At 75.8% G+C, this 12,575-nt stretch carries 14 protein-coding genes; 8 read left to right on the top strand and 6 right to left on the bottom strand.

Annotation, left to right across the window (positions count from 1 at the left end):
• The first annotated feature begins 18 nt into the window (after positions 1-18).
• A complete protein-coding gene (locus ACIBPC_RS19540) occupies positions 19-798 on the top strand; it encodes a hypothetical protein (protein WP_398846290.1) in 780 nt (259 codons plus the stop codon).
• 63 nt (positions 799-861) lie between these two features.
• Here the strand turns inward: ACIBPC_RS19540 and ACIBPC_RS19535 are convergent, their stop codons facing one another.
• Positions 862-1,485, bottom strand: coding sequence for a response regulator (locus tag ACIBPC_RS19535; RefSeq protein WP_398846572.1), 624 nt, complete (start codon positions 1,483-1,485; stop codon positions 862-864).
• Between the two features lie 245 nt (positions 1,486-1,730).
• On the opposite strand from ACIBPC_RS19535, the gene ACIBPC_RS19530 reads away from it, so the two are divergent.
• Complete coding sequence (locus ACIBPC_RS19530) at positions 1,731-2,099, top strand: hypothetical protein (protein ID WP_398846287.1); 369 nt, start codon at positions 1,731-1,733, stop codon at positions 2,097-2,099.
• Positions 2,100-2,132: 33 nt separating this feature from the next.
• Here the strand turns inward: ACIBPC_RS19530 and ACIBPC_RS19525 are convergent, their stop codons facing one another.
• The gene (locus ACIBPC_RS19525) at positions 2,133-3,680 is read right to left on the bottom strand and encodes a sensor histidine kinase (protein ID WP_398846284.1); all 1,548 of its coding nucleotides are present in this window, start codon (positions 3,678-3,680) and stop codon (positions 2,133-2,135) included.
• Positions 3,681-3,788: 108 nt separating this feature from the next.
• Here ACIBPC_RS19525 and ACIBPC_RS19520 point away from each other — a divergent pair, with 108 nt between their 5' ends.
• Complete coding sequence (locus ACIBPC_RS19520) at positions 3,789-4,715, top strand: MerR family transcriptional regulator (protein ID WP_398846281.1); 927 nt, start codon at positions 3,789-3,791, stop codon at positions 4,713-4,715.
• 11 nt (positions 4,716-4,726) lie between these two features.
• Here ACIBPC_RS19520 and ACIBPC_RS19515 read toward each other — a convergent pair whose 3' ends face one another.
• The 3 genes from ACIBPC_RS19515 to ACIBPC_RS19505 all read right to left on the bottom strand — a co-directional run bounded on the left by ACIBPC_RS19515 (position 4,727) and on the right by ACIBPC_RS19505 (position 6,557).
• Positions 4,727-5,365 carry an NAD-dependent epimerase/dehydratase family protein gene (locus ACIBPC_RS19515; RefSeq protein WP_398846278.1) on the bottom strand — a complete coding sequence of 213 codons (639 nt, stop codon included), beginning with the start codon at positions 5,363-5,365 and terminating at the stop codon, positions 4,727-4,729.
• Between the two features lie 67 nt (positions 5,366-5,432).
• Entirely contained in the window at positions 5,433-6,062 is a 630-nt protein-coding gene (locus ACIBPC_RS19510; protein ID WP_362963644.1) for a TetR/AcrR family transcriptional regulator, read from the bottom strand.
• 57 nt (positions 6,063-6,119) lie between these two features.
• Positions 6,120-6,557, bottom strand: coding sequence for a hypothetical protein (locus ACIBPC_RS19505; RefSeq protein ID WP_398846275.1), 438 nt, complete (start codon positions 6,555-6,557; stop codon positions 6,120-6,122).
• Between the two features lie 292 nt (positions 6,558-6,849).
• Between ACIBPC_RS19505 and ACIBPC_RS19500 the strand changes: the two genes are divergently transcribed.
• From ACIBPC_RS19500 to ACIBPC_RS19480, 5 genes are all read left to right on the top strand, one after another.
• Positions 6,850-7,614, top strand: a complete 765-nt coding sequence (locus tag ACIBPC_RS19500; protein WP_362963648.1) for a hypothetical protein — start codon at positions 6,850-6,852, stop codon at positions 7,612-7,614.
• Between the two features lie 83 nt (positions 7,615-7,697).
• The gene (locus tag ACIBPC_RS19495) at positions 7,698-8,285 is read left to right on the top strand and encodes a TetR/AcrR family transcriptional regulator (RefSeq protein ID WP_398846272.1); all 588 of its coding nucleotides are present in this window, start codon (positions 7,698-7,700) and stop codon (positions 8,283-8,285) included.
• 48 nt (positions 8,286-8,333) lie between these two features.
• Positions 8,334-8,948, top strand: coding sequence for a dihydrofolate reductase family protein (locus tag ACIBPC_RS19490; protein ID WP_362963652.1), 615 nt, complete (start codon positions 8,334-8,336; stop codon positions 8,946-8,948).
• 23 nt (positions 8,949-8,971) lie between these two features.
• A complete protein-coding gene (locus ACIBPC_RS19485) occupies positions 8,972-10,879 on the top strand; it encodes a hypothetical protein (RefSeq protein WP_398846269.1) in 1,908 nt (635 codons plus the stop codon).
• 72 nt (positions 10,880-10,951) lie between these two features.
• Positions 10,952-11,689 (top strand): TioE family transcriptional regulator, encoded by a 738-nt coding sequence (locus ACIBPC_RS19480; protein ID WP_398846266.1) that lies wholly within the window; start codon positions 10,952-10,954, stop codon positions 11,687-11,689.
• A gap of 326 nt (positions 11,690-12,015) precedes the next feature.
• On the opposite strand, the gene ACIBPC_RS19475 is transcribed toward ACIBPC_RS19480, so the two are convergent.
• Complete coding sequence (locus ACIBPC_RS19475) at positions 12,016-12,513, bottom strand: DUF4265 domain-containing protein (RefSeq protein ID WP_398846263.1); 498 nt, start codon at positions 12,511-12,513, stop codon at positions 12,016-12,018.
• Between the last annotated feature and the right edge of the window lie 62 nt (positions 12,514-12,575).

Below are 12,575 nucleotides of genomic sequence, written 5' to 3'. Positions count from 1 at the left end.
GCGGAGGAAGAGATGGCGATGAGCGGTACGGTGCCGCGTACGGTGCCCGGCGCGGGGGTGTCCGCCTGGCGCGGCGCGCTCGGCTCGGAGTGGATCAAGTTCTGGACGGTGCGCTCCACGTGGTGGTCGGTGGTGTGCGCGGTGGGGCTGATGGCGTTCTCGTCCATGGTGCTGGGGATCGACTTCTCCGGCGACGTCGAGACCGGCGACGCCACGGACGGGCTGACGATGGCGCGGGGCGAGCCCGCCCTGGAGTCGGTGGTGATCGCGCAGTTCGGGATCGTCGCGCTGGCGATGCTGCTGATGACGTCGGAGTTCGCGACGGGCGCGATGCGGTTGACGCTGACGGCCGATCCGTCGCGGGGGCGTGTGCTGCTGGCCAAGACGGCGGTGGTGGGCGGGGTCTCCGTCGTACTGGGGGCGGTGCTCGCGGCCGTCGGGATCGCGGCAGGCGCGCTGGCGCTCGGCGACCAGGGGACGGGGGACGCGGCGTCGATGGTGGGGGACGGGCTGGTGATCACCGTCTACGTGGCGCTGACGTCCGTGATCACGGTCGGGGTCGCGGCATGGATCCGCAGCACGGCGGGCACGCTGAGCACCGTCCTGAGCGTCATGGTCGCGCTGCCGCTGATCCTGACGGCGAGCGGTACCGAGTACCTGCCGGGGCGCGCCGGGATGATCCTGCTGTCCGGCGAGGACGACGTACTGCATCCGGCGGTGGCGGGCGTGGTGCTGGCGCTGTGGGCCGTGGCCGCGCAGGTCGCGGGCTGGGCGGCGCTGCGGCGGCGGGACGTCTGACACGGGAGACGGCGACCGGCGTGCGGGCTGCGGCTGCGGCTCGCGCGCCGGTCCGCCGCGCGTTCAGGCGTCGGCGACGATGCCCGCCTTGTGGGCGAGGACGGCGGCCTGCACGCGGTTGCGGACGTCGAGGGCGGTGAAGATCGCCGACACGTGCGCCTTCACCGTGCCCTCGACCAGGTGGAGGCGGCGGGCGATCTCGGCGTTGGACAGGCCCGCGCCGACGAGGGCGAGGACCTCGCGTTCGCGGGCGGTGAGGGCCGCGATCCGGTCGGCCGCGCCGGTGTCGTGCCGGGGCGCGGTCCTGCCGAGGCGGTCGATGACGCGCTTGGCGACCTTGGGGGAGAGGTAGGCGGCGCCGTCGGCGGCCGCGCGCAGTCCGGCGATCAGTTCGCGGGGGTCGCCCGACTTGAGCAGGAAGCCCGTTGCGCCGCTGTCGAGCGCACGGACGATGTAGTCGTCCTCGCCGAAGGTGGTGAGGATGACGACCGCCGTGTCCGGCACCGCGCGGCGCAGCTCGACGGTGGCGCTCAGCCCGTCGAGGCGGGGCATCCGCACGTCGAGGACGGCCACGTCGGGGCGGTGCGCGCGGGCGAGTTCCACGGCCTCCTGCCCGTCCCCCGCCTCGGCGACGACCTCGAACCCGGGTGTCATCTCCAGGATGGCGCGGATACCGGCCCTGATCATGGGCTCGTCCTCGGCGAGGAGCACCCGCACGGGCTCGGCACGCCGGGCGGCCTGCTGCGTGTCGCTCACCCCCTCAGCCTACGCGGCCCCGCCCCGCGCGGTGTTGCCCGATGGAGGAAACGGGTTTGAGGACATGTCAACTACGTTTAGGGTCGATTGCGTTGGCACAGGCGCCGACGTGGGCGGTTCCGCGTGCGTGGCGCCTTCTCATCGACGGAAGAGTTCGCATGACCAAACGTGTATTGATGGCCGCTGGAAGTGTCGCCGCCGCGATGGCGCTCGCCCTGGGCACCGCGACGTCCGCCCACGCGAACGCGTGGGGCCATACCAAGGTGGGCGGCGGGTTCGTCTACCGCGCGGGATCGTTCGAATTCGTCTCTCACGGTGAGATCCTCCGGATCTACGACCACAAGGCGGACGGGGCCGGGATCGTGGCCATGATCGAGCCGGACGGCGGCTCCGCCCGCTACTACCGCAACTCGCAGGGGGCGGGCACCTACAAGGACTTCAACCTGTCCTACGCCGAGGACACGCACCTGTGGATCACGGTCTGTGTCTCGGACAACGGGAAGACGATCGCCTCGACCTGTGACATCTACGGCGCCGTCGCCTGACACGCGCCGCGGCGGGGCGTGTCCCGCCGCCGTTCAGCCGTGGTCCGGTTCGGGTGCCTCCAGCGGTATGCGGTCCTTCGACACGAGGCGGCCGTCGCGGAAGCAGAGGCGGTAGACGTGGCTCGGCGAGTAGCTCTCGCCCGCGCCGTAGTACTCGCAGACCGACCCGGCCGGGCCCGGGGGTTCGCGGTCGGGCCGCGCCTGGTACTGGCTGCCCGGCAGGTCGTCCGCCAGCTCGGAGCGCGCCGTGCCGAGGGCGAACGAGGCGTACTCCTCCGGCGACACGCTCGGGACGCCGGACACGAAGGTGAAGACGGACGCGGCGAGCGCCAGCCCGCCCACGGTCAGGGCGGCCGCCTTCACGAAGCCGCGCCGCAGGGTGCGGCGGTGCTGCACGAGCCGTTCCGGCGTCGCGCGGTCGTCCCGCGGGTCATCGGCGGCCGCCGGGGCGGGCTCGTGCGGCAGGCGGGCGGTGACGACGAAGCCGCCGCCGTCGCCGGGGCCCGCGTCCAGCGTGCCGCCGAGGAGCCGCGCCCGTTCCCGCAGTCCCGTGAGTCCGTGCCCGCTGCCGGGCGCGGCCTCCGGCGCCGTGACGGGCGGTTCGCTGGCGACGCGCACGTCCGTGGCGTCCTCGCCGTACGCGACCCGCAGGCGGACGGGGGCGCCCGGCGCGTGCTTCGCCGCGTTCGTCAGCGACTCCTGCACGACGCGGTGCAGCGCGTGGGCGGCCATCGGGGACAGCGCGTCCGGCTCGCCGGTGCGCTCCAGCGTGACGGTCATGCCGGACGCGAGGCAGCGTTCCACGAGTTCCTCGGGCGTCTCCGGGCCGGGGGTGACCGGGGCCGGGTCCGCGCCGTCCTCGCGCAGGACGCCGATGATCTCGTGCAGCCGCTCGGTCGCCGCGCCCGCCCCCGCCCGCAGTTCGGCGGCCTGGGCGCGCACCTTCTCGTCGAGGCCTGGCGTCATCTCCAGGACGGCGGCGCGCACCGCGAGCAGCCCCAGGTCGTGGCCCAGGGAGTCGTGCATGTCCTGGGCTATTCGGGCCCGTTCGCGCAGCCTGGTCTGCTCGGCGATCATCCGCTGCTCGTGTTCGAGCTGGTCGGCGCGCGCCCATCCGGCCTCGTCGAGCAGGACGCGCTGGTGGGTGTAGCGGCCGACGAGCCAGGGGAGGACGGCCAGGCCCAGCAGTTCGACGGGTATCAGGAGCAGGCCGCGCAGGGGGTCGCCCTCCAGGAGGGGCGTCACCGAGGCCGGGACGATCGCGCAGGCGACCCAGACGACCGCGCCCGGCCGTCGCGCCGGGCGCCGTCCCGCCAGGAAGGCGACCAGGGCCACCACCGCGTAGCAGCGGTCGTCCCAGGAGGCCAGCGCCACCGCGAGGGCGAGGGCGGCGGGCGGCGCGTGGTGGTTGACGACGGCGGTGGCCAGCGTGCCGCCGATCAGCGCCAGGAAGTAGTTGCCGTCCTGCGTCCACGACATGTTGATGCTGAGCATCCCGGCCAGGACCAGACCCCACAGACCGGCTTCGGCGAGGCGTGAGCGCCGCCGGTCGGCGGGTGTCGTGCCGGAGATTCCGTCCATGCGCCCGAGGCTACCCGGCGTCACTGACAGTCACGGTGGTGTCCGTTTCCCGAACCCGCGCGGAACGGGCTTGAGTCTCCAGCCGGTGGAGGCGCCAGGGTGGTCCGCATGAACGGCGACCCGCTCCTCACCATCGGCGAACTGGCCCGCCGCACCGGCCTGTCCGTGCGCACCGTCCGGTTCTGGTCCGACGAGGGACTCGTGCCGCCGACCGGCCGCAGCCCCGCCGGCTACCGGCTCTACGACGCCGCCCTCGCCCGCCTCGCCCTCGTCCGCACCCTGCGCGACCTCGGCGTGGACCTCGCGACGACCCGGCGCGTCCTCGCCCGCGAGCTGACCGTGCCCGAGGTCGCCGCCGCGCACGCCGACGCCCTCGGCCTCCAGATCCGCACCCTGCGCCTGCGCCGCGCCGCCCTGCGGGCGATCGCCGCCCGGGGCACCACACAGGAGGACACCGACTTCATGCACCGCCTCGCCCAGCTCTCCGACGACCAGCGCCGCCGCCTCGTGCACGACTTCATCGACGAGACGTTCGGCGGCCTGGACGCCAACCCGGAGTTCGTCGCGATGATGCGCTCCGCCATGCCCGACCTCCCCGACGACCCCACCCCCCAGCAGGCCGACGCCTGGGTCGAACTGGCCGGCCTCACCCAGGACCCCGGCTTCCGCGCCGCCGTCCGCCGCATGGCCGAGCACCAGGCGGCCCAGCGCGCCGAGGGCGACTCCACCGGCCTGCACCACGAGCTGACCGAGGCCGTCCGCGAGACGGTCGGCGCCGCGCTGGAGCGGGGGGTGGCCCCCGGCTCGCCGGAGGCCGCGCCCTACCTGGACGCGCTCACCGCCCGGTACGCGGAGACGTTCGGCCGCCCCGACGACACCGGGCTGCGCCACTGGCTCCTCGACCGCCTGGAGGTCGGCAACGACCCGCGCGCCGAGCGGTACTGGCAGCTCCTCGCGGTCATCAACGGATGGCCGGTGCCGCCGTCGCTGACGCCGGTCCTCGCCTGGTTCGCGGCGGCGCTGCGCGGCAGGTGACAGGGAGTCCGTCAGCGCGCGAGGCGGCGGATGTCCGCGTTCCGCAGCACCAGCGGCGGCGGTGGGACGTCGCCGCACGCCACGCGCACCAGGGCCGTCGCCAGGTCCCCGACGCCCACCCCGAACGGCGCGAGCAGCAGCCGCCCGGCGGCCCCGGCCCGTTCGGACAGCACCCCGCCGGGACGGAAGGCGTACGGCACGAAGCCCTCGTGCCCGCGCGCGAGGGCGGTCAGGTCCTGCTCCGTCCTGTCCCTGGGCGCCCGTGTCGCGCGCCGCGCCGCCGCGCCGGGGCCGGGGCGCCTGGCGCTGACGTGGCAGAAGGTGAACTCCCCGGTCAGCCGGGGCACCAGCGCCCGCGCGAAGGCGAGGGTGAACGTGTGGGTGACCCGCTCGTACTCCACCGGGTCCTTCGCGGCGGACGCGCTGCCGCCGACCGTCCAGACGCACGCCCGGTGGCCGGCCAGCCGGTCGAGGAGCGCGTCCTCGTAGTGCGCGAAGTCGTCCATCCGCACGACGGTGAGCTTGTCGGACCGTACGTCGAGCGGGCGGCGCGTCAGGCAGGTGACCCCGGTGACCCCCGCCTCGGCGAGCAGCCGCCGCAGGACGCGCGAGCCGACGAATCCGGTGGCACCGGTCAGGACGACCCGCATGCGCGCTCCTCGGCGTCGGTGGCGGAGACGGGCGCCCACCGTACCAAGGGCACGGCGCGGCGGGCGGTCACGCGGCGCCGGGTCCCCAGGCGCGCAGGAACGTGTCGGTGGCGGCGTCCGCGACCGCGCGCAGCTCGTCGTCGGCGACCGGCCGCGTGCCCATCCGCGAGCGCGCCTCCATCGGGCCGAGGAGGAGCGCGAGGAACTGCTCGGCCGCCGATGCCGGGTCGCCCGCCCGCAGCCGCCCGGCCAGGGCGAGGCGGGCGAAGCGGTCGGCGAGGGACTCGGTGAGACGGTGGGCGCCGCTCTCGTTCGCGATGTCCAGGACCTCGGGGAAGTGCGTGACCTCCGCGTACAGCAGGCGCCGCAGGGCGCAGGAGCGCGCGTCGGCGTGGAGGACGAGGAGGTGGTGGCCGACGCGGCGGAGCGTCCCGTCCAGGTCGTCGCCGGGTGCGGCGAGCGGGTCGAGGGCGGCGGTCCGCTCGCGCAGGCAGGCCTCGGCGGCGGCGCCGATGGCGTGCCGGAAGAGGGTGGCCTTGTCCTGGAGGTGGCTGTAGACGGTCGGCTTGGCGACGCCCGCCTCGTTCGCGATCTCCTGGACGCAGGCCTGCGCGTAGCCGCGGCGCGCGAACACGGCGAACGCCCCTTCGAGGATCGCCTTGCGCTTGTCGATGCGTCCCCGTGCCGCGACTGCCATACGGGCGAGTCTACGCGTGGGCCGGGCGCGCGCCCGGGGCCGCGTGTGCTCCGGCGCTCAGGGCACGACGAGCATGAAACCGGCGCGCGCGGGGCGCCCGTCCGCGTCGTGCGTCGCCACTTCGACCTCCCGCGCCCCGTCGCAGGCGCGTGCCGGGTGGACGAGGACGGCGAGCGCGGGCGGGGCGGCGCCGTCGCCGTCGCCGGAGCGCACCGCCGTGACGAGCGGCACGACCGCGTCCGGCGCGATCCCGTCGGCGAGCCGCACGCAGACGACGCCGGTGGCCGGCGCGCGGACGGACTCGACGTTCCGGCCGCGCACGAGGCGGGCCGAGCCGTCCACGACGGCGGCGGCCGTCGCGCTCCCGGCGCGCGCCGCGCCCCCGGGCACGCCGTCACCAGGCGCCGCCGCCGCGACGGCACCCAGCACGGCGCACGCGACGAGGGCGGCCGTTCCGGCGGCGAGGCGGGCGGGTCGCGGGAGCGGTCCTGACATCGGCGGTGGTCCTTCCGGCGGGGGACGGAACGGGCGTCACGCATGTGGTTGTCCGAAAGGATGCAGATCGACGCGGCGCGGCCGTGCCGGATCGTTTCGCCCTCACCCCTCGGGGGGACGGCGCGCGGACGGGCGTTTCCCCGCGCCCCCCCCGTGAAATCCGTTGCCCCGCCGCGCCCCCGCCCTCTACGGTCCCAGGCGTGAGATGAGCCTCCCCGGCGGCCGCCCCAGGCCGCCGCGCACGCGAGCACACAGCCACCCGACGCCTCCACCGCCTGCGGGAGATCTCACCATGCCTCTTTCCTCGCCTTCCCCTGCCCCCGGCGCCATGCCCCGCGACCTCGCCGCCGCCCTCGCCCTGGCCGACGCCGACCCCGCCGTCGCCGGTGTCGTCCTCAGCGGCTCCCGCGTCCACGCCGGGATGCCCACCGTCCACTCCGACGACGACGTGCACGTCATCACGCTGGACGGCCGCCCGTCCGCCTTCGACGGGAAGGACGGCCACCGCTCCGCCCTCCTCGACCTCGTCGTCATGCCCCTGGCCGAGTTCCGGCGGCGCGGCCTGCCGGGCGACCCCATGGCCTGGTCGCGCTACGGCTACGTGCACGCCGCCGTGCTGCGCGACCGGCTGGACGGCGGGATCGCCGCGGTCCTCGACCGCAAGCGCACGCTGGACGCGGCGGAGGCGCGGGAGGCGGCGGACGGTTTCCTCGACGCGTTCGCCAACTCCACGTACCGCGCGCTGAAGAGCCACCGGGACGGCCGCCCCGAGGCGGCGCTGCTGGACGCGGCGGAGGCCGTGCCGTTCGCGCTCGAAGCGCTGTTCGCGCTGCACCGGCGGGTGCGCCCGTACAACAAGTACCTGCGCTGGGAGCTGGAGCACGCCCCGCTCGGCGACCCGCTGTGGGCCGCCGACCGGCTGCTGCCCCGGCTGACGGGGCTGCGCGGGGCGGGCCGACTGCGCGCGCTCTTCCGCGACGTGGAACGGACCGCCCGCGCGGCGGGCCACGGCGCGGTCCTCGACGGCTGGGGCGACGACCTCGCCTTCCTCCGCTGAAGTACTCCACTTGACGCACTTCAAGCGAAGTGCTTTGCTTGGCGTGTCCAGCCGCCCCCTCACACCGCGAGGAACGAACGCCGATGCGCCGCAACCCCGCCCGCCGCGCCGCCCTGCTCGACGCCTCCATCGAGGTCCTCGCCCGCGAGGGGTCGCGCGGCCTGACGCAGCGGGCGGTGGACAAGGAGGCGGCCGTCCCGGTCGGCACCACGTCCAACTACTTCGGCAACCGCGACGACCTGCTCGTCCAGACCGGCGCCCGGATCTACGAACGGCTCCGGCCGAGCGAGGACCAACTGGCCGCCGCCTTCGCCGGAGCGCACGACCAGGAGGGCTACGCCGCGATGCTGGGCGAGACGCTCGCGCGCATCGCGGCGTTCGGCTCCGGCTCCCTCGCCCTGCTGGAGCTGCGCCTCGAAGCCACCAGGCGGCCGCGCCTGCGCGAACTGCTCACCGAACGGGTCCGCGCCGACGTCGCCGAGAACGTCACCCAGCACGAGCGGGCCGGCCTGCCGGGCGACGCGACGTTCGTCCGCCTCATGTTCCTGACCATGAACTGGCTGATCACCGAACAGCTCACGCTCCCCGACGTGTTCCCCGCCGAGGAACGCGACCACCTGGTCCGCGAGGCCGTGGCCCGCCTCATCGGCGCGCCCGCCACCGACCGCTGACACCCCCGCCCGTACACGCACCGACGCACCGACCACGCAAGGACCCGCATGCGCAAGCTCGTCCACCTCGTCGCCGCCACCCTCGACGGCTTCATCGCCGCCCCCGACGCCTCCGACCCGTCCGCCCCCGGCGGCCTCCTCGTCCCGACGCCCGAATACGTGGAGCACCTCGTCGCCACCTACCCCGAGACCCTGCCGGGACCGGCCCGCGCCGCCCTCGGCGTGGAGGCGGAGGGCACCCACTTCGACACCGTCGTGGAGGGGCGCGGCAGTTACGACATCGGCCTCGCCGCGGGCTTCACCGACGCGTACCCGCACCTGCGGCACGTCGTCTTCTCCCGCACCCTCGGCGAGAGCCCCGACCCCGGCGTCCGGGTCGTCGCCGGTGATCCGGTCGCCACGGTCCGGGAGTTGAAGCGCGAGGAAGGGGACAAGGACATCTGGCTCGTCGGCGGCGCCACGCTCGCCGGGGTCCTGTACGACGAGATCGACCGCCTCGTCCTCAAGCTCAACCCGGTGACCGCCGGGACCGGCATACCGCTCTTCGGCGCCGGCGCCGCCTTCCGCCCCGCGGCCTGGCGGCTGACCGACCACACCGTCCTGGCGGGCGGCACCGCGTTCCTCACCTACGACCGCGTCCCGGGCGGCGAGCCGTCCGCCTGACGCGCCCGCGCTACGTTGGCGGCATGGGCGGCGGGAGCGGGACGACGTATCTCGTGCGCGGTACCGCGGCGTACGGCGCGCGGCTGGCCGAACGGGCCGGTGCGGCGGGCGAGTTGGCGCGGCTCGCCGACGCGCGGGCGGGCGCGGACGCGGACGCGCTCGGCTTGGCCGGGCCGGACGCGCCGACCGTCCCCTGGGCCGCCGACTGGCGCGCCGAGGGTGCGGGTGACGGCGACGGCCTCGCCGAACTGGCACGCGCCGTCGCCGCGTTGCCCGGCCCCCGCCTGGCCGTCACGGGCGCGGCGGGCACGGGGAAGACGTCCCTGGCCGTCCTTCTCACGCGCGAACTCCTGCGCCTCCCGGGGCCCGTGCCCGTCCACCTGTCCGCCGCGTCCTGGGATCCCGCGCTCGAAACGCTCGACACCTGGCTCGCCCGGCGCCTCGCCCAGGAGTACGGCGGCCGCGGCGACGGCCTGCGGCGCCCGGCGACGCGGCGGCTCGTACGCGACCGCCTGGTGCTCCCCGTTCTCGACGGGATCGACGAACTGCCGTCTTCCGCACGGGACATGGCGCTCACCGGCCTCCGGCAGGCGCTGGACGGGGGCGCCCCGCTGATCGTCCTCCTCAGGCCCGGCACGCTGGCCGACCTGGCGGCCCCCTGCGCGGTCCTGCGCGCACAGCCTGGGGGCGCCCGCGCGCCGCGCCCGGCCGGGCCGCCCGGCCGGGAGGCCGACGCGGCGCGGCTCGCGCGGCTGCTGAGACGGCTGCGGACGGACGAGTTCGCGTGGTGGCGGGTCCACCGCGCGCGGCGCGCGACGGTGGCGCGCGGTGTGCTGCTCGCGTTGTCCGCCGCGCTCCCGCTGCTCGTGCCGGGCGCGGCGTACGGGGTGGCGGGCGGGCTGCTGGCGCACCTCGCGTTCCTGTCGCGGGACGGGCAGCCCCGGCGGCCGACCGCCCTGTTCGGCCCGCGCCGCCCCGAACCGGCCGCCGCCGTCCGGGCGGCGGTGCTGCTGGCGGTCCTGCCGCTGCTGTTCCTGGGCGGGGGCGCGCCGGTCGCCGTGAGCGCCGCGGCGTGCGCCGCCCTCGCGCTGGCGCTCGGCATACCGGCGGAGGCGGGCCTGGCCGCCGGGCCCGTACGCCTGCTGCGGGACGAACGGGCGAGCGCGCTGCTCACGGCCCTGTTCGCCGCGCCCGTCGCCGCCGGTCTGGCGGCCGGGCACGCCCCGCCCGCCGGGGGCGCCCTCGCCGGGGCGGCCACGGCGCTGCTGCTCAGCCCGTGGTGCCGGTGGCTGACGGCGCGGACCGTCCTGGCGGCGACGGGCGCGCTGCCGTGGGCCGTCCTGGCGTTCCTCGAAGAGGCGGCGCGCGCGGGGCTCTTGAGGCGGACGGGGGGCGCGTACGTCTTCCGGAGCGCCGGGCCCCGGCCGTCGGCGGACGACGCCACCGGCCACCTGCGGTTCACCGGCCACACCGGCGCCCGCGTCCGGCGCGGGCAGGCCGCGCTGTACGTGCCGCTGTGGACCGCCGCCGCGCTCGGCGCGGCCGCGGCGGAGGGCACGTGGGCCTGGGCCGCCGTCGCGCTGTGCCTCCTGCTGCCGCCCGCGCTCGACCTGCTCGTGGTGCCGCTGGTCAGACGCCCGGCGGAGCTGCACCTGAACGGGGACTGGATCGCCGTCGTCTCCCGCGACCGGCGGCTCGCCCTCGCCTGGGCCGACATCGCCGAGGTGGCCGTGCGCGGCTGGGAGGGGGCGCGCGGCGGATACGAGCCGATGCTCCACGTACGGCTCGCCCCCGGTGTCGTCCCGGGGCCGGGCATGCGGGTCGCGGACGGCGGGTGGGTGGCGCTGTGGCCGCTCGGCCGCGGCGGCGGGCCGGGGGAGGAACTGGCCGGGGCGCTGGCACGGTTCGCCGGGACCCGCTGGACGGGGTGAACACCGGCACGGCACACCGTTGAGACTTGCCCCGCTCAACTCCCCTCCCCGCTGCGGTAAAGTCTCAAAGCGGTGAGCAGACTCAGACCGACCGACCTCGCGCGCGAGCACGGCATCTCGACCCAGGCGGTCCGCAACTACGAGCGGGACGGCTTCCTCCCGCCCGCCGAGCGCACGCCCAGCGGCTACCGGATCTACACCCGCACGCACGCGGCGGCCCTCCGCGCGTACCTCGCCCTCGTCACCGCCCACGGGCACGGCGCCGCAGGTCGCATCATGAACGCCCTGCACCGCGGCGCGGTGGACGACGCGCTGGCCGCCGTCGACCGCGGTCACGGCCAGGCGCTCCGCGACCGCGAGACGCTCGACGCCGTACGGGAGGCCGTGGACCACCTCACGGCGGCGGAACCACGCGCCGCCCCCGGCCTACCGGCACGGCGCGGCCCGCGCACCATCGGCGAACTGGCCCACCGGCTCGGCGTCACCCCGGCGACCCTGCGCGGCTGGGAGGACGCCGGAATCCTCGCCCCCGCCCGCGACCCGGCCACCGGCTACCGCGTCTACCGCGCGAACGACGTCCGCGACGCCGAACTGGCCCACCTGCTGCGCCGCGGCGGCTACCCGCTGGAGCATGTGGCGACCGTCGTGCGGCAGATCCGGTCGGCCGGTGACATCGACGCCCTGTCCGCCTCCCTGGAGGAGTGGCGGCGCAGGCTCACCGCACGGGGCCTGGCGATGCTGGCGGCGGCCACCGCTTTCCACGCCTATCTCTGCCTCGTCCTGCCGGACGGGGACTCAGGCGGCCTCTAGACATCGGGTGGCCCGGGCCCGGTCGACAGCGCCGGAAGACGCCCGTCCCGGCCGCGTGCCCGGCGTATTCGGCGTGTTCGGCGGCGGGGGAGTGCCCGGCGCCCGTCCTGGCACGCGGCTTCCCCTGCCGTGTCGTCGTGGCGGTCGGTGCGGAGGACGGGCCGGGTCAGGTCGCCGGGCCGGAGCGGTGTCATGCCGGTGATCCTGGCACCCGCCACTGACACTTCGGGGGGCGCGCGGCCCGGCCGCAAGGCGCCCTCGGCGAGGCGCGCGCCACCGGAGTGCGCGGGCGGCCGGTGATCACCTCGGGCCCGTGGCTCCGGTGGTCAACGGCGGGTGCCGGACTCGTAGTCGCTCCATTCGAGCAGCGTGTAGGCGTGCAGGAGCTTTTCGAGTTCCCCGTACTGCGGTGAGTCCCACGGGCAGCTGATCGCCACGTGACCCAGCAGACCGGTCTCGCTCAGGAGACCCAACTCACCGACCGACCGGATGAGTTCCGTCTGCCTGTCCTGCGTCTCCCACACCTCGGCCCCCTCCCGGAAGTAGACGCGCAGCACGGCGTTGCCGGCGGATCTCACGACGGAGTCGACCACGAGGTCGAATCCGTGCGCCGGGCGTGCCGTGACGTGATCCCCCAGCGCGATGCCATCGGCGAAGAGCGGGATGGCGCAGACGACGAACTCGTCCGTGCCCGTCCGCTTCGCCCAGAGCTGCTCCCAGCGGCCGGGCAAGCCCGAGCCGCCGAGGTCGCACATCAGGAAGGTGTCACCCTCGGCTTTCCAGGCAGGTTCGGCGTGGCCGCATATGTCATCGATGTCTACCAACGGGGCACAACTCCTCGGGGATGGCCGGCGGGGTGGGCCTGCGCGCGATGTGCTGCCGCAGG

This window comes from Streptomyces sp. NPDC049879, from assembly GCF_044461265.1.
Lineage (GTDB): Bacteria > Actinomycetota > Actinomycetes > Streptomycetales > Streptomycetaceae > Streptomyces.
This window is presented reverse-complemented; position numbering and strand designations above follow the sequence as displayed.